This window comes from Synechococcus sp. PROS-7-1 (assembly GCF_014279795.1).
Classification (GTDB): Bacteria; Cyanobacteriota; Cyanobacteriia; order PCC-6307; family Cyanobiaceae; genus Synechococcus_C.
The window spans coordinates 1272037-1288938 of sequence record NZ_CP047945.1; the positions used below are offsets into that span (position 1 = coordinate 1272037).

Sequence of the window (16902 nt, forward strand, 5' to 3'; positions counted from 1 at the left end):
AGCGTGCAAGTGAGAAGATCTGATCATCGGACCGTCATCGATGCATCAGTTCCTTCCCTACGCCTGGTTCCAGGGACGCTGCGTCCCGTTTGAGGAAGCCAAGGTTTCGGTCGCGACCCATGCTCTGCATTACGGGACTGGTGCCTTCGGCGGGATGCGTGCGATCCCAGATCCTTCAAAGCCCGGAGGAATGCTGCTGTTTCGAGCAGAACGGCATGCACGACGTCTTTCTCAAAGCGCCCGTCTCCTGCTTTCGGAACTCAGTGAGTCCACGGTGATGGATGCACTGGTGACAATGCTGAGAGCCAATCGCCCAGCAACACCGATTTATCTCCGACCATTCGTATACACCAGTGATCTCGGGATTGCTCCCAGGCTTCACAACATCGAGACCGATTTCCTGATCTATGGGCTGGAACTCGGCGACTATCTGTCACCCGAGGGTGTGAGCTGCAGGATCAGCAGCTGGACACGGCAGGAAGACCGGTCCCTGCCGCTGCGAGGGAAGATCAGTGGTGCTTACATCACTAGCTCACTCGCCAAGACGGAGGCCGTGAGCAGCGGTTTCGACGAGGCACTGCTGATGAACACCCGTGGCAAGGTGAGTGAGGCCAGTGGAATGAATCTGTTCATCGTCAGAGACGGCGACCTGATCACGCCTGGAGTGGATCAGGACATCCTTGAGGGAATCACCCGCGCCAGCGTGATCGAATTAGCGAAGTCGATGGGACTGAACGTGATCGAGCGACCGGTCGACAAGACAGAACTGTTCATTGCTGATGAAGTGTTCCTGACCGGAACGGCTGCCAAAATCACGCCGATCCGGCAGTTGGAATCGACGGTTCTCTCCCATCAACGTCCTGTGATGGATGCCTTGCGTCAGCGCCTGATCGCCATCACCGAGGGGCGGGACGAGGAGTTCCGTCACTGGGTGACACGCATCGAGCTCGATCACTGAGCGTTTGCCTGGAAGTGCTGGAAGACCCGTTGAACGAGGAAGCACGGTGCTTTTCTTAGGATGGTGTCAACGGTTTTGGTGAGATGCAGGCAGTTCAGAGCAAACCCGGCACTGCAACCTCCCGATTTCTTGAGCGTCTTCACGATCCTTCCAAGCCTGTTCTGGTGTTTGACGGAGCGACCGGGACATCGCTCCAGCAGATGGACCTCACAGCCGATGACTTCGGCGGAGAAGCCCTCGAAGGCTGCAATGAGAATCTCGTTGTGACCCGTCCGGATGCGGTGCAGGCCGTGCACCGTCTGTTCCTCGACGCAGGATGCGACGTGATCGAGACGGACACGTTCGGAGCCGCCTCGGTTGTTCTCGCGGAATACGGACTGGAGAATCAAGCCTTTGAGCTGAATCGACGTGCCGCGGAGCTGGCGCGTGAGATGGCCGATCAATACAGCAGCGAGAGCAAGCCGAGGTTCGTGGCCGGTTCGATGGGACCGACAACAAAACTGCCGACCCTGGGGCATATCGACTTCGACACGCTGCGTGACTCGTTCAAGGAACAAGCCGCAGGATTGCTCGCCGGCGATGTGGATCTGTTCATCATTGAGACCTGTCAGGACGTTCTGCAGATCAAAGCGGCCCTGCAGGGGGTCGAAGCGGCTTTCCAGGCCAGCGGCCAACGCCGCCCCCTGATGGTGTCGGTGACCATGGAGACCACCGGCACCATGTTGGTTGGTTCCGACATTGCGGCTGTGGTGTCGATTCTTGAGCCCTTCCCCATTGATGTTCTGGGTTTGAACTGCGCCACGGGCCCGGAGCAGATGAAAGAACACATCAAATACCTCTCCGAATTCTCACCCTTCGTGGTCAGTTGCATCCCCAATGCAGGACTGCCTGAAAACGTCGGTGGTGTTGCCCATTACCGGCTCACACCCCTGGAGCTGAAGATGCAGTTGATGCATTTCGTGGAAGACCTAGGGGTGCAAGTGATCGGTGGTTGCTGCGGCACAACGCCGGCTCATATCAAGGCACTGTCAGAAATCTCTGAAGAGCTCAAACCCGCTGTGCGGGATGTGCGTACCCGTCATCTTGAACGTCAGCAACTGAGTTATGAACCTGCGGCGTCATCGATCTACGGCGCAACTCCCTATTTCCAGGACAACTCCTTTCTGATCATCGGTGAACGCCTGAATGCAAGTGGCTCCAAGAAGGTCCGCGAACTCCTCAACGAGGAGGACTGGGATGGTCTTGTAGCAGTGGCGCGTGGTCAGGTGAAAGAGAACGCCCACGTTCTGGATGTGAATGTGGACTACGTGGGACGGGACGGAGAGAAAGACATGCATGAGTTGGTGACGCGAGTCGTCACTAATGTGAATCTGCCGCTCATGCTCGATTCAACCGAGTGGCAGAAGATGGAAGCTGGCTTGAAGGTGGCCGGTGGAAAATGCATTCTCAACTCAACGAATTACGAAGATGGCGATGAACGCTTCTTTAAGGTTCTCGAGCTGGCTAGGCGGTACGGAGCTGGTGTGGTCATTGGCACGATTGATGAAGAAGGAATGGCCCGAACTGCTGACAAGAAAGTTGCCATTGCCAAGCGTGCTTATCGCGATGCCGTTGAATTCGGAATCCCCGCGAGAGAGATTTTTTACGACCCACTTGCACTTCCTATTTCAACTGGAATCGAGGAGGATCGTCGTAACGGTGCGGAAACAATTACTGCAATCCGCCGTATTCGCAGTGAACTCCCCGGCGTTCATGTCGTTCTCGGTGTCTCCAATGTGAGTTTCGGCCTGTCACCAGCTGCCCGGATCACTCTCAATTCGGTGTTTCTTCATGACTGCTGTGAGGCTGGCATGGACGCTGCCATCGTTTCACCGGCCAAGATTCTTCCTTTGGTCAAAATTGATGCTGATCACCAGCAGGTTTGCCGCGATTTGATCAATGATGCGCGTCGCTTTGAGGGAGACGCCTGCATTTATGACCCGCTGACCAAGCTCACGACGTTGTTCGAAGGCGTGAGTGCAAAGGATGCAAGGGCTTCAGGTCCTTCACTTGCTGATCTGCCTGTCGAAGAAAGGCTCAAGCAGCACATCATCGATGGAGAGCGCATTGGTCTTGAGGATGCACTCAACGAAGGGCTCCAGACCTACCCACCTCTCGACATTGTGAACACATTCTTGCTTGATGGCATGAAGGTGGTTGGAGAGCTTTTTGGTTCAGGCCAGATGCAGCTTCCATTTGTACTGCAGTCTGCTGAAACGATGAAAGCTGCTGTTGCTTTCCTCGAGCCTCACATGGAGAAAAGTGAAGGCAAGCGCAGCGCCAAAGCGAAATTCTTAATTGCGACAGTCAAAGGAGATGTTCACGACATCGGCAAAAATCTTGTTGACATCATTCTCACAAACAATGGCTATGAAGTCATCAACTTAGGGATCAAGCAAGATGTGGGAGCGATTATTTCAGCTCAGCAAAAGCATGGTGCTGACTGCATCGCAATGAGTGGTCTCCTCGTGAAATCAACTGCTTTCATGAAAGACAATCTGCAGGCCTTTAATGATGCTGGAATTGACGTTCCCGTGGTTTTAGGGGGTGCTGCTCTCACGCCGCGGTTTGTGAATAAGGACTGCAGCGATGTTTACAACGGAAAAGTGATTTATGGGCGTGATGCCTTCACCGACCTGCGTTTCATGGATGCCTTTGTTGACGCGCGCAAGCAGGGGCACTGGGACAACATCAAGGGATTCCTCAACGGCACTCCCGAGGGGATCAGCCTCGGCGGCGACTTCGAACAATCCTCCGAGGAGAAATCAAACGATGCGGCCCCTGCCTCAATCAGTGATGAAGCAGCCGCCCTTGTTGTCACCGACGAACGCTCGGAGGTCGTTCCTGAGGAGCCCTCTTTGCGTCCGGATTTTCTTGGCTCAAAGGTGCTGCAGGGAGCTGAACAGATTCCTTTGAAGGACGTCATTGCTTATCTCGATCGGCAAGCGCTGTTTGCCGGCCAATGGCAAATGCGGAAGGGCAAAGATCAGTCGAGGGAAGACTACGAGGCAGATCTGAAAGCAAAAGCGGAGCCAGTCCTTCAGACCTGGCTTGAGCGATCACTGAACGAGGACCTGTTGCAACCAGCTGTGGCTTATGGCTATTTCCCCTGTGGTCGTGACGGCAATGCCGTTGCAGTGTTTGATCCCGATTCAAACTGTGAGCTTGGGCGCTTTGCTCTTCCTCGTCAGCGCAGTGGCAATCGCTATTGCATCGCAGATTTCTATCGCGATCTCTCCAGTGGGCACCCCACTGATGTGTTGCCGATGCAGGCCGTCACCATGGGCGAAAAAGCGTCTGAATTTGCTCAGAAGCTCTTTGAAGCAGATTCCTACAGCGATTATCTGTTCTTCCACGGTCTGGCCGTTCAGATGGCTGAGGCACTGGCTGAGTGGACGCACGCCCGGATCCGTCGGGAATGTGGGTTCGCGGATCCCGAAGACATGCCTCTCAAGGATGTGTTGGCACAGCGCTACCGCGGCAGCCGTTATTCCTTCGGTTATCCCGCCTGCCCCAATGTGGCTGATTCTCGCCAGCAGCTGCTCTGGCTCGGTGCTGACCGAATTGGGCTGAGCATGGACGAAAGCGATCAACTGCATCCCGAGCAGAGCACAACGGCTCTCGTGGCCCTCCACAGCGCTGCCAGGTATTTCAGCGCCTGAGTCTGCGGGTTGTTGCAGACTGCAGCGGCCTTATCCCTTCAGTCCATGGATCTCAGCGGGCCTGACGCCATCGACAAAGCCATTGATGCAGGGGTTGATCTCGATGGATCACCTCTGCCCGATGCCATGCTTTCCCTCTATCGGGAGGTGATGACCCTCGAAGGCCAACGCAAGCGCAGCGGTGTCAAGAAGTCGATGCGCAATCGCGTCGTTCGCACAGGTGCCAAGCACTTTGACCAAGACACACTCAACAAGCGTTTGCTTCAAGCGGGCTGGGAGGGTCTGAAGGCCAAGGAGATTGCCTTCTTCTTCGGCTGACCCGAACCGTCATCGAGGCTCTGCCGCTCAGTCTTGGCAGAGCTTCTCCATGGTGTCGATCACTTCCTGCTGAAATTCATCGAGCGCACTCGACTCACTCAGATCAATCCCTTCACCTGCCGCGTTCTGGGCAAGGTCTTGAAAATGGAAGGCACCCTCACCATTGGCCAAAAACTCCATGGCAGAGGACTCGCCGCTTTCGCGGAAGGCATCGCAGAGGGCGAGGAACGCCGCGTCTTCAGTGAACTCCCAATCCATCGAGGAGGCATAACTGAATGACCTTTAACGCCTCGCCCCCGGGATCCGTCAACCACCTGGTCGCGCAATGTGGCACTCCTTCGTCAGAATCGCTGGGCTTTAGAGGCCAGAATGACCAGCCTGAGCAACGCTCAAATCAATGTTCCGAGAACGGATCTCAACGTTCTTGGCTCTGCGCTTGAGCTCTGCAGCTGTGAACCTCTAACGGGATGGTTCCGCGATGGTCATTGCAGGAGCGATTCTTCAGATCACGGACAGCACACTGTGTGTTGTGTGATGACGGAACGCTTTCTCAGTTACAGCAAGGCCCTGGGAAATGATCTGAGCACTCCGATGCCTGCTTATGGGTTTCCCGGCCTTCAACCTGGGGATCACTGGTGCGTCTGCGCACCACGCTGGAAACAGGCCATGGAGGACGGGATGGCACCCCCGGTTCGCCTTGAGGCGACCGAACAGGGCTCTCTGGCAGTGATTCCCCTTGAGATCCTGCGTGAACACGCTCACCAAGGGATGCACTGACCATCCCAGGCCAGAAACGCACCTGTTTGCTCGGGCGTCTGCTGAAGCAAGACATCGAGTAGGTGACCGGCTGCTCGCTCTGGGCTAAACAGCTTGTCCGGTGGCACGAAGCTCTGAAAGGGTTGCGACAAAGGAGTATCGGTCGTACCCGGATGAAGCATCGTCACTGTGGCTTCGGGAAAGCGCCGCGCCCACTCCACGCTGAGCGTGCGAAGCATCATGTTCTGGGCCGCCTTGGCAGCGCGATAGGCATACCAGCCGCCACTGCGGTTGTCTCCGATGCTTCCGACCCTGGCGCTAAGACTTGCGAAATGAAAGGGTTCATTGCGACGTAGCGCCGGCTCAACCGCCTTGGCCAGGAGCAGGGGGCCGGCCGCGTTGATTTTGAAGGATTCGATCAGTTGGTCTGACTGGACATGCTGAAGACGTTTCTCGGGCTGCAGAGAGGGGCCGTGCAGGCGACCAGTGGCGTTGAAGACCAGTCGCAGGGGGTGGTGGTCATTGGAGAGTGTTTGGGTGAGCCTGGAGAGGCTCTCGAAATTCTCCAGATCGAGAGGCCAGTCGGATGCGTCTTTCGGGTTTCGGCGACAGAGCGTGACCGTGAGCTGCGGGCAGCGATCGGCCAGCCGGGACGCCAGCACTTCACCGATGCCACCGCCACCCACAATCAGGGCACGGCCCAACCACCGTTCCGGGCTTGATTCAGGCATGATTCAGCCGCCGCTGTCGCGGATATGCAATTCACTCCCTCACTGTCACTGTTGTTGACCACCTTCACCAGTGTTCTTGCGCTGGGTCTTTGGTGGGGGTCTGGAGGTCGCTCTTCACAGCCGGACCCAACAGCCTCAGAAACCCTCTTGCAAACCTTGCTTGAGGGTTCCGATGAGAGAGGGGCATCAACCGTTCCCGCCAAGGGGAGCATGGATGAGCCTCCAACTCCCAGCGCTGTCACCGTTCCGGTGATTCCTGAAGCAGGTCGGTCAGCTGACCCTCAGCTGAAGGTTGCCCTGCTGAGTCAGTCACCACCCCGCAGCATCTCGCTTCAACACGGAGCCCGTTGCCGTCGTGCTTCTGGGAAGGTGATCTCAAAAGAGACGCTGATGGATCTTCTGGCCGTTCAGCGGCAGGGACTGATCAGTTGTGGTGGCGAACGCGGACGTGTGTTGGTGAATGACAGGGCTTACGAAGGAATCATCCATCTTTTAAACAGAGGCAACGGCTGGACTGCCATTAATCAGATCAACCTCGAGCGCTACGTGGCCTCCGTTGTGGGAGCTGAGATGCCTTCGCACTGGAACGGGGAAGCACTGAAAGCGCAAGCTGTAGCAGCACGTTCCTATGCACTCGTGCATGTGATCCGTCCAGCATCGGCTGACTGGAATCTTGGCGATACAACGCGATGGCAGGCTTACGCCGGCCTGATGAGCAACACCGCGTCGACCCGCAAAGCTGCCTCCGCTACGAATGGAATCGTGCTCAGTTTTCAGGGAGGCCTGGTGGAATCCCTGTATGCAGCAACCCGGGAAATCTCAACAGAAGCCCACGGTCATCTGGGCGCCAGCATGAGCCAGCATGGAGCTCAGAAACTGGCTGAGGAGGGTTTGCGTTTCAACGAAATCCTTGGCAGGTACTACGTCGGAGCCTCTCTGGCAAGAATCAAAACCGATCGTGAATGAACACTTCTGGACAGCAGCGCTAAGCCGATCCAGCCAAGCGCTCGAGCAAGGAGCTCTGATCCCTCTGACAACCTCTCGGTTGCCATGCCCAGGACCTGGCGGCGAACATTTCGAGCTGCGTCAACTCAATGCCCGGCTGCCCAGACACCATCAACCGGAGGGACCTAAGCCGAATCCATTCAGTCCCTGGGATCCAGAACTCGAAATCGATTCGATCGGGGTCGACCATGTGCTGATTCTCAATAAATACCCAGTTCAGACAGGCCACATGCTCCTGATCACAAGGCAGTGGGCGTCGCAGGCTCATTGGCTCACCCACACAGACTGGAACGCCCTCGTGCACGTTGACCGCGACACCAGTGGGTTGTGGTTTTTCAACAGTGGGCCGAAAGCTGGAGCTAGCCAACCTCACCGCCATTTGCAGCTGCTGCGACGCCAGAGCGGTGAAAGGACATGCCCGCGCGAAAACTGGTTTCGCCGCCTGCTCGAGGTCAGCAACACAGGAGGGGTGGCAGAGAGTCACGATCCGCTGATCGGCAGTTGCGCCGTCGCCCAGCGTCCCAAGCTCTCCGACCCAGAGCAGGAGTCCCGCGCTCTGCACGCTCTGTACCGCACCCTCGCGATGACGTTGGCCCTTGGCGATGCCGATGCGGAGCAACCTCCTCTGGCTGCCTACAACCTTCTGCTCTCTCCAGATTGGATGGCCCTGATCCGGCGCAGGAAGGAGCGAGCTTCAGGGTTCAGCCTGAACGCCCTTGGTTTCGCCGGCTATCTGCTCGCCACTGAGAATTCAGATCTTGGCTGGCTGGAGCACCATGGAGCTGAACGGCTGCTTCAGGAAGTTGTGAGCCGCATCAGTGATGCCACGGATGACAGCGAGTCCTGAATGACGACTGGATGGGATGAGTCCCTGCCGAGACAGGGGATCACGAAACCAATCCATGAAGAAGCAAACAATCCAGCGCAACCAGAGGGTGAACGACCATTGGGAGCTCGTTCTTCCGATCGCGAGGCACTACGCCCGACGCTGCGGAATCGACGCCGACGACCTGAGACAAGTGGGTCTGATGGGCCTGCTTCGAGCAGCGGAAAACTTCAACGCAGACCGCTGTACAGCGTTCAAGTCATTCGCTAGACCACATATCCGTGGCGCCATCCTTCATTACCTGAGAGACAACGCATCGGTCGTGCGCTGTCCAAGACGGTTGCAGGAAAGCAAAGGCAAAGCAGATCCTGGGAAGCAGTGGCACGGAGCCGTGCTTCGAAGGGTGTACTGCTGCGATGAAAGCCTTGCGGACCCTGGGCACGAGACCACCCAAGGGATCGAGCAGCTGGAGCGCTCAAAACTGATTCAAGACAGCCTGAATGAATTGGGTGTCCCTGAACGATCAGCCATCCAGGACGTTGTCCTTGATGGCCGTAGCCTCAGAGCTGCAGGGAAAATGGCCGGTGTTAGTGCCATGACCATGCAACGACGCGTGAAGCGAGGCTTAGAGCAGCTCCGTTTGAAACTCCAACCTCAGCTCTGGGCGGACTGATCACGTTCGATTTGCTGTTCAAGGGTTGTGATGGCAGCAGAAACGGCCGCCAGCTGACGCTCAAGTCCATCGCGCCAGAAGCGGAGCATGCGCAACTTCCGTGATTTCTGCTTGTGCTGCCACTCGGCATCGGCACAGGGCATGCAATCGAAGGGGGGAAACATGAGGTGCGTTCAGTTGACACCATCCTGCCGACAGAAATTTCCAGGCGCGGGGTCGTAGGCGACTTGGCGGTTTTTGATCTGCCGATTAAGTTTGGAACTTGCGCCATCGCAGGCGCCCTCCGAGGATCCAGTCTCGCGTGTCTCACCGAATCCCACAACTGGTCCTAATTGGCGTCTCGGTTGGGATTGGCGCGGCTGCAGAGATTCGTCCGGCCCATGCGTATGTGCCTTTGATGGCAGGTCAACGCGCCAGGCCCTTGAATGGCACGTTTAATAATGTGCCGGTCCTGCATTCCAATCAGCCAGAGATTGTTAAAGGGCCGGGTATTTTAGTTAACACAGCACCTGGACAAGCCATTGCGGTGGAAACAAATCAAGCTTTAAAGAATGCTACTTACACCTTCAATGGTGAGTTCGGTGTTCACATGCACCATAAATACTATCCGCAAGATTCCAGCAAATTGGGAGGACGAAGGGCCAGGGGGCTTTTGACTGTGGCCGCAATAGCTATTAACCCAGGATCAACACCGGTCACACTGCGATTTGAGCAGGGTTCGGTTAAAAACAGTTTTGAAGCGCCCTATCAAGCCAATCGCCTGATGGGTGTGAAGCCCCTTGGTCGCAGGCCCTGGAACACTGGGCCAGGCGATGCGACTGCCGTGCAAATTCTGCGAAGAGAGCTCGATCGCCGTCTTCCTGAAACAGTGGTCATTCCACCAAACAGTAAAAAAGTGATCGTGAGCAGCGTTCTTCCCGCACGCGGAATCATGAATGGGCTGCTCCGTGGAAACAGTGATGGACCATTTCAGATGGCAGTGATCGCTGCTGAAGAAACAAAAGACGACAATGAATTAATTGCCGTACTCAACAAAGGTCGCCTCGCCCCAGGCCGGATCTATCTCAATCGCGTGAGAGAGATTCAAGCGGGAACAATCTTTTCTCGTGTTGCTGGCGTCGCTTTAGGCGATGAATACAAAGCTTCAATCAGGCACGATCTTGATCAAGGTCCTTTGCATGTGCCGTTCACGAGTACACGTAAGCATCACTTTGGAACCCGTGACATTCAAGTCAACCAATTAACCACCAAGATGGTCGATTCGGCTGTCAATAATGTTGGTACCTACGGCGTTCGTTTTGATGTTGAAATGAATTTGTCTGGTGAGGGTCCCCATGACCTAGTGCTGAGTCATCCAGTGGCCTCTGGTCGCCCAGCATTCACTGCCTTTCGAGGTTCGATTGGTATCAAGACAGACGAGGGATATCAGGAGGTTCACGTTGGTATGCGCTCTGGGCAGAGTCTTTCCATTGCCAAGCTCAATCTCAAAGGAAATTCACCGAATAAGGTCACGGTGAGTGTTGTGTATCCAGCGGATGCCACCCCCGGACACCTGCTGAGCGTGGTTCCTGATACCCAGCTCGCCATGCTCAGGCAACGGGAAGAAATGCTGGAGGCAGCACGTAAGGCCCAAGCCGCAGCCAAAGCTCGCAAAGTTCGTCCAGCGACTCCCCCTCCTGCAGTCACTGCCAAACCGAAACCAACAACCACCACCACAAATCCAGCACCAAAGCCGGCCACAAAGCAAAACGCTCCGAAGCCCAACACCTTTATGCCGCCGCCGCCCCCGCCGGTCATCGTGGCACCCCGTGGTGGACTTAATCCGATGCCTCCGGCGATGATCATGCCCCAACGGGTGAACAGCACCCTGGAGCAGCGTTATCGCGAGGCGATCAAAGCCCAACAAGAATGGCTACGACGCCTCCAGGGTCGATAGCCTTCCAGGCCTAAAGGCCCGAACGTTTCGTAGATATGCCAGGCAAACGGATCAGCCTCGAATTACCTGAACATCTCGTTGACCGGCTCGATCAGCTGCGCAGGGAATGGCATGCCCGTTCAAGGGGGGCTTGCCTGGAACGTCTGCTTGAAGAGATCTTCGAAGCCGAAACAGAGTTTTCGTCCGCTGAGTCTCCGGACGATGCTGACTTCACTGCAAACAATGTCAGCAGCTCGGATGGCACTGATCCTGTCTACGACGAGGACAGGGCCATTGTGCTGGTTGGGTCCCGGCTTCAAAGATCCACAGTGGAGCTTGATGAGCCCATCAACTCGGCTCCACCCCCGCCTCGACGAGCTCCGGGATCCAACGGGGGTGGAATCGATCTTCCAGGCTTTGTCAGAAATCGCACAGCCGCAATTCGAACCAGCTTGGAAGTCACGGATCGGCCCGTCGACGCACCAGTGGTGCCAACAATCAGCGAAAGCCAACTGCAGGCATGGTCTGATACAGCGCTGCAACACTGGATGAACCTTTACGGCTCATCTCCTGGCGAGACAGTGATGGAAGCGGTCATGCTCTGGATGGCCAGGGATATCTGGCCGCAGATTGATGGAAGCGAGGGGCGGACGTTCACCTGGTCTCAGGTGAAAAATGCAATGGATCAGATCTGTGGCAACTGGCCTGTGCAGTCCCCACGATTTGAGCAGGTGATCGTCGCAGCAGCGGTGTTGGAAGACCCGTTTGCCACAGCAACGGTCAATGATCGGATTCCAACGTTGATTCGTCGGTTTGTGAACCGATTCAAACGCAGCCGAAAAGTCACGTCCTTCGAAACCCTTGAATCCACGATGACGCTGCATGGAGCATTGCGGCAACTTGAGCTGCCAACCCAAGCAGGGCAATCGTTGACCTTGCGCACGATTCGTGATGCTTATAAACGCAAGGCCGTGGAGGTCCATCCCGACTCAGGTGGTTCGACTGAAGCAATGCGTCGCTTGAATGAGGCTTATCAGATGCTGAAGGAGCTGTATCGCCAGAAAGAATCAGGCTGAGTGATAGGGGTGCGTGAACACCCCCCATTTCTGTGTCTCGCGATTCCCTTATGAGACACTCAAAGAGTCTTGATAAGCGTCCCAATTAAAACCAATGAGACGTTTCTGTGATCAATTGATTTTCTTGCAGTTTTAATTGAATCAACCATGTGTCCTCTTGCTTCGGGGTGGTGTCTTGCCGTTTTGCCCGCACAACCACTAATCGAGGCTCGTTTGGCGGTCCATTTCCGTCCACCTTGCGTCCAAGCAGCTTTCGTTCGCTCAAATTGCACTAAATAACTGGGCTCGATGAATGGCGTACCTGCTGTAGACACAGTGACGCAGGCTTGAGCGAAGTCTGTTTCGGCTGCTCAATGGGCGGAAAAAACGTGGTCTCACAAGTCTCGGCTAAGAGGCTGAATGAGTCTCGCTTCTTGTCTTGGTTGAGATGAGTTGACGCGAACGATTCTGTAGCCCTCGGCTTGCTGTGACATAAAAAAAGCCCTCATCTGAGGGCCTTGCGTCAATGCATGGAACAGAACAATCAGGTGCTGGTCTGCATTCCCTGAATCAGAAAATCAAAATAGGGTCCCGCAAGTCTCTGTTGATCATCGGAGAGAAGAACTAAAGAAGCTTCACGCATAGCTCGCATGGCATCCACCATTCCAGGCATAGGAACGCCAAGGCTGTTGTACATCTCGCGTGCGCCGACCAGACCGATCTGTTCAATCATCTCGGTGCTACCGGCAAGAACGCCATAGGTCACAAGCCGCAGATACCAGCTGTAATCCCTTAGGCATTGGGCACGCTGTTTCTGACCGTAGGCGTTACCGCCGGGAGCGACATACTCAGGGCGAAGACTGAATAATTGCCGAGCCGATTCGTCAACAATCTTCTTCTCGTTGTCAGACAGGATCCGTACCACTGAGAGACGAACGGATCCTTGGCTGAGAAACTCCACAATCGAGTTCAGCTCGCCGCTGCTTGGATAGCGCAGATCGTCATCGGCTTTGAGGATCAGATCCCTTACAACGCTCATGACGGCTGGCATGCTGGGGAAAGTTTAAAGCTCCTGAACCCCAGCCATGGATGTGAGGTCGGGGGTGTTACGCCTTTGCAATGACATCACGCCCTGATTCACCAATGCCAGGCCTGACCATCACGGTTCAGGGAGAGGATCTCGATCAGCAGGGACGGGGAATCGCTCGCTGGAATGGCTGGGTGGTCACGGTGCCAGAACTCATTCCTGGGGAGGACGCCAGAGTTCAGTTGTTGCAACGGCAGCGACGGCTATGGCACGGCAAAAAGATCCAGAGCATTCAACCCTCACCCGATGCCCGACGACCGCCGTGCATCCTTGCCCATGTCTGTGGCGGATGCACTCTCCAGCACATCAGCGTTGATGCGCAGAACCATTGGAAACAGGAGAACCTCATCGCAACCCTTCAACGAATCGGGGGTGTCTCGGCCTTGGTTGGGCCCTTGATCAGTCCTGAGGTTGAGTCCCTCGGCTATCGCAATCGAGCGCTGATTCCGATGCAACGTGACGAAGGAGGACTTCGGCTCGGCTACTACCGCCGAGGCAGTCACCGCATCGTCAACCTGAATCACTGTCCCGTTCTCGACCCGCGGCTGGATGCCTTGATTGAGCCCATCAAGAACGATCTGGCCATGACCGACTGGCCGATCGATTCTGATTTGAGAGGTAAGCCGGGTCTCCGGCATCTCGGACTGCGCATTGGCATGCGAACCGGTCAGGTTCTGATCTCGCTTGTTGCAGCAACTGATCGCCTTCCTGGACTGGAGCAACTCGCTGCGCAGTGGATGCAGCGTTGGCCACAGTTGAAGGGGGTCACCCTGAATGTGCAACCCAAGCGCAGTAACACCGTGCTTGGTGATCAGACCCTCTGCATTGAGGGGCATGACGGGATTGAAGAGCACTTCTGCGGGCTATCGCTGGAGCTCGGAACCACCACGTTCTTTCAGGTGAATACCGAACGGGCGGAGCAGGTTGTCGCGATGATTCGCGACTGGATCAAGGCTTCAGCTCCGTCAGCCAGCGTGATCGATGCCTACTGCGGCATCGGAACCATCGCCCTGCCCTTGGCCGCCGCAGGATTGAACGTGCTCGGTCTGGAAATCAATCGAGCCTCCGTGGTCCAGGCCCAAGAGAATGCTCGCCGCAATGGGCTTGAAAACGCTTGCTTCCTTGATGGCGACGTCGCTGAACATCTGCAGAAATTGCTGCCAATCCATCAAGTGCTTGTTGTCGACCCTCCCAGAAAGGGCCTGACCCCGGCGGTCTTGCAGATCATTCTGGCGATTCCACCTGCCTTCCTGATTTATCAGAGCTGCGACCCCGCGACTCTGGCAAGAGATCTGCAGCAACTGACGGGGCCTGATGGGCCCTATCGGATTGAACAGATCCAGCCTGTGGATTTCTTCCCCCAAACCTCCCATCTGGAATGTTTGGTCATGATGGTTCGCGTCAACTCCGAAGCTCCACCTCAAACTGCTTGATCAGGGCTTGACGCACCTTCTCGTGCACTGGCTGGATCTGGTCATCGGTGAGGGTGCTGTCCTTGCCGCGGTAGCGCAGTCGAAACGCCTGGCTGCAGCGGTCTTCACCCAATTGCTTGGCTTCGAAACGATCGATCAGTTCGACTGACTCCAGTAAGGGCTTGCCGGCCTTGCGAATGGCCTGGAGCAGATCACCCGACGGCAGAGATTTTGAAACCACCATTGCCAGATCTCGCTCCGACGCTGGCAGGTTGGAATAAGGCTTGAACTGAGGGACCCAGCGGTTTTGACGGGAAGCGGCATTGAGAAGCAGTGCCGTGTCGAAATCGAAAAGGTATGTCTCTGACGGCAACTCAAACGTTTCGCAAAGCGACGGATGCAGCTGTCCGAAGCATCCCAGGGGTTTGCCTTCCACAACAACCGTTGCGGCACGGCCTGGGTGCAGACGACCATCGTCTGTGAGGCATCGATCCTGACTCTCAATTCCCAGGGACGAGAACAGAGAGCCAAGGATGCCCCGAGCCTCGTAGTAATTCAGAGGCGAAGGTTTCCCGCTGGTGCACCAGCGGGAGACGCGTCGCTCACCACAGATCACGCCACCGAGGCGGGATTGCTGAAGAACGCCGCTGGCATCAGGAGAGAAGACATTGCCGATTTCAAACAACCAACAACCGGGTTGTGATGCCTGCAGATTGCGCTGGCAAATTTCGAGATGTTCCTGCCAAAGCGTCGTACGTAGATGGCTTGTTTCGGCCAGGAGGGGGTTGCTGATAGCAATTCTGGCCACGTCGGTGGCGTCAGCACCGGTGAGAGAGAGTGTTGTGACCTCTTGAAGCCCAAGCGCACACAGGCGCTGGCGCACACGACGTTCGGCTTGCTGGCCAAGGGAAAGCTGTCCTGGCCGTAACGGATCGGGCAAGTGAGATTCAAAGTGATCGAATCCCACCAGACGAGCCACCTCTTCAATGAGGTCCACTTCACGCAACAGGTCAAGCCGTCGAGACGGAGGAACAACCACCTCCCAGCCGTCCTCGGTCGGCGTGAGGGCGCACCCGAGGGACTTCAGGCAAGCTTCAACGCGTGCATCATCCAGGTCCTGAGCATCTGAATCAGCGGCTGTGGGGGCCAGTGGTCCAAGCAATTGATGCAGAGCGCAGCGACGAAGTTCCACCACGGGATCAGGGCCCGGATCTGACGCGCATTGCCAGGTCTGTCCGATTTCGGCTCCTAACATCGATTCGAGGAGAGACAGAGCACGGCCTGCAGCCAACAGAGTGATTTCCCGTGGCAACCCTTTCTCATAACGACTACTGGCATCTGTGCGTTGTCCAGTGGCGCGGCTACTGCTGCGCACAGAAGCTGGCGTGAACAGCGCTGATTCCAACCAGATCCGCTTTGTTTGCTGGCTCACACCGCTGTCCTCACTGCCCATCACGCCAGCAATGGCGACGGCCCGATCGCAGCACGTCACCACCTGAACCCTGGAGTCGAGCGTCAGGTCTCGGCCATCCAAACCACGAAAGGGTTCTTGTTCGCGGGCCTGACGCAGGCCGAAGTCAGATGCAGTGATGGGTTGTCCGCATAGGGATTCGAGGGCATCGGCGTCAAATGCATGCAGGGGTTGGCCCTGTTCCAGCATCACCAGATTGCCGATATCCACCACGGCATTGACCGGCTTGACCCCGGCGCGTTGGAGACGCTGCTGAATCCATTGAGGAGAGCAACGTGAGCCATCGACTTGCTTGATTTCGGTCACGGCGTAAACCCCGCCCTTTTGCATGGCCACAGCCGCGTCTGTGCTGGGATTCAGTGAATGAATTTCAGTCGGTGCTGCTGTCTCAGGGAGAGACAACTCAGCGCCGGTTAGGGCCGCCACTTCACGGGCGATGCCTGTCATTGACAGGCCATCGGGTCGATTGGCTGTAATCGCCAGCTCAAGAACGGTGTCGTCGAGCCCAAGCACTGGGGCAATCGATGCGCCGGGTGCAGGAACCTCAGAAACCAGATCCTCGAGAATGGCAATTCCGTCGACATCACTGGTTTGCCCCAGTTCTGCGAGGGAGCAAATCATGCCCTCACTGCTTACCCCTCTCAGCTCACCGGCCTTGATTGTGAGATTCACCGCAGGAAGGACTGCGCCAACGATGGCCACTGGCACGTGGATCCCTGCGCGCACATTGGCCGCACCGCAAACGATCTGAAGCGGAGCATCAGCTCCAACATCCACCGAGCACACACTCAACTTGTCGGCATTGGGATGCTTGTTCTTCTCAAGCACATGACCCACCACAACGCCCTGGGCCAGAAGGCTGAGATCGTCGAGCTCCTCCACCTCAAACCCCGCCATGGACAGCCGATCCCCCAGCTGAACGGCAGGCTCATTCACCTGAACCAGATCCTTCAGCCAGGAGAGGGAAACCCGCATGGGGATACGCGACGTCGGT

Annotated in this window: 15 protein-coding genes; 10 read left to right on the forward strand and 5 right to left on the reverse strand. The window is 56.3% G+C overall.

The genetic code is table 11. The features are described from left to right. Positions 1–40 precede the first annotated feature (40 nt). The 3 genes from SynPROS71_RS07005 (at position 41) to SynPROS71_RS07015 (ending at position 4977) form a co-directional block, all read left to right on the forward strand. Positions 41–958, forward strand: coding sequence for a branched-chain amino acid transaminase (locus tag SynPROS71_RS07005; RefSeq protein ID WP_186597749.1), 918 nt, complete (start codon positions 41–43; stop codon positions 956–958). Positions 959–1041: 83 nt separating this feature from the next. Then, positions 1042–4659 carry a methionine synthase gene (metH, locus tag SynPROS71_RS07010; protein ID WP_186597751.1) on the forward strand — a complete coding sequence of 1206 codons (3618 nt, stop codon included), beginning with the start codon at positions 1042–1044 and terminating at the stop codon, positions 4657–4659. A 45-nt stretch (positions 4660–4704) separates the two neighbouring features. Beyond that, complete coding sequence (locus SynPROS71_RS07015) at positions 4705–4977, forward strand: DUF4090 family protein (RefSeq protein ID WP_186597934.1); 273 nt, start codon at positions 4705–4707, stop codon at positions 4975–4977. Positions 4978–5004: 27 nt separating this feature from the next. Here SynPROS71_RS07015 and SynPROS71_RS07020 read toward each other — a convergent pair whose 3' ends face one another. Then, entirely contained in the window at positions 5005–5235 is a 231-nt protein-coding gene (locus SynPROS71_RS07020) for a hypothetical protein (RefSeq protein ID WP_186597752.1), read from the reverse strand. A 111-nt stretch (positions 5236–5346) separates the two neighbouring features. Between SynPROS71_RS07020 and SynPROS71_RS07025 the strand changes: the two genes are divergently transcribed. Beyond that, positions 5347–5754, forward strand: a complete 408-nt coding sequence (locus SynPROS71_RS07025; protein WP_186597754.1) for a DUF2237 family protein — start codon at positions 5347–5349, stop codon at positions 5752–5754. On the opposite strand, the gene SynPROS71_RS07030 is transcribed toward SynPROS71_RS07025, so the two are convergent. Continuing rightward, complete coding sequence (locus SynPROS71_RS07030; RefSeq protein WP_186597756.1) at positions 5736–6464, reverse strand: SDR family NAD(P)-dependent oxidoreductase; 729 nt, start codon at positions 6462–6464, stop codon at positions 5736–5738. The two genes, SynPROS71_RS07025 and SynPROS71_RS07030, sit on opposite strands and share 19 nt — an antisense overlap. Before the next feature lie 24 nt (positions 6465–6488). Between SynPROS71_RS07030 and SynPROS71_RS07035 the strand changes: the two genes are divergently transcribed. The 3 genes from SynPROS71_RS07035 to SynPROS71_RS07045 are packed head-to-tail and all read left to right on the forward strand — an operon-like array spanning position 6489 to position 8968. Further along, positions 6489–7430, forward strand: a complete 942-nt coding sequence (locus SynPROS71_RS07035; RefSeq protein ID WP_186597758.1) for a SpoIID/LytB domain-containing protein — start codon at positions 6489–6491, stop codon at positions 7428–7430. Further along, a complete protein-coding gene (locus SynPROS71_RS07040) occupies positions 7420–8316 on the forward strand; it encodes a DUF4922 domain-containing protein (protein WP_186597935.1) in 897 nt (298 codons plus the stop codon). The genes SynPROS71_RS07035 and SynPROS71_RS07040 overlap by 11 nt, the downstream gene beginning before the upstream one ends. Positions 8317–8371: 55 nt before the next feature. Next, positions 8372–8968 carry a sigma-70 family RNA polymerase sigma factor gene (locus SynPROS71_RS07045; RefSeq protein ID WP_186597760.1) on the forward strand — a complete coding sequence of 199 codons (597 nt, stop codon included), beginning with the start codon at positions 8372–8374 and terminating at the stop codon, positions 8966–8968. Here SynPROS71_RS07045 and SynPROS71_RS07050 read toward each other — a convergent pair. Next, the gene (locus SynPROS71_RS07050) at positions 8950–9111 is read right to left on the reverse strand and encodes a hypothetical protein (RefSeq protein WP_186597762.1); all 162 of its coding nucleotides are present in this window, start codon (positions 9109–9111) and stop codon (positions 8950–8952) included. The two genes, SynPROS71_RS07045 and SynPROS71_RS07050, sit on opposite strands and share 19 nt — an antisense overlap. A gap of 254 nt (positions 9112–9365) precedes the next feature. Here SynPROS71_RS07050 and SynPROS71_RS07055 point away from each other — a divergent pair, with 254 nt between their 5' ends. Both SynPROS71_RS07055 and SynPROS71_RS07060 read left to right on the forward strand, forming a co-directional pair. Then, positions 9366–10904 (forward strand): DUF3370 domain-containing protein, encoded by a 1539-nt coding sequence (locus SynPROS71_RS07055; RefSeq protein WP_186597764.1) that lies wholly within the window; start codon positions 9366–9368, stop codon positions 10902–10904. 35 nt (positions 10905–10939) lie between these two features. Continuing rightward, on the forward strand, positions 10940–11959 hold the full coding sequence (locus tag SynPROS71_RS07060) for a molecular chaperone DnaJ (RefSeq protein WP_186594136.1): 1020 nt from the start codon (positions 10940–10942) through the stop codon (positions 11957–11959). A gap of 523 nt (positions 11960–12482) precedes the next feature. Here SynPROS71_RS07060 and SynPROS71_RS07065 read toward each other — a convergent pair. Continuing rightward, positions 12483–12977, reverse strand: coding sequence for an allophycocyanin subunit alpha-B (locus tag SynPROS71_RS07065; protein ID WP_186585729.1), 495 nt, complete (start codon positions 12975–12977; stop codon positions 12483–12485). A gap of 80 nt (positions 12978–13057) precedes the next feature. Here SynPROS71_RS07065 and rlmD point away from each other — a divergent pair, with 80 nt between their 5' ends. Next, positions 13058–14458, forward strand: a complete 1401-nt coding sequence (gene rlmD, locus SynPROS71_RS07070) for a 23S rRNA (uracil(1939)-C(5))-methyltransferase RlmD (RefSeq protein WP_186594137.1) — start codon at positions 13058–13060, stop codon at positions 14456–14458. On the opposite strand, the gene pheT is transcribed toward rlmD, so the two are convergent. Further along, complete coding sequence (gene pheT / locus SynPROS71_RS07075; protein WP_186594138.1) at positions 14427–16883, reverse strand: phenylalanine--tRNA ligase subunit beta; 2457 nt, start codon at positions 16881–16883, stop codon at positions 14427–14429. The genes rlmD and pheT overlap by 32 nt on opposite strands. Between the last annotated feature and the right edge of the window lie 19 nt (positions 16884–16902).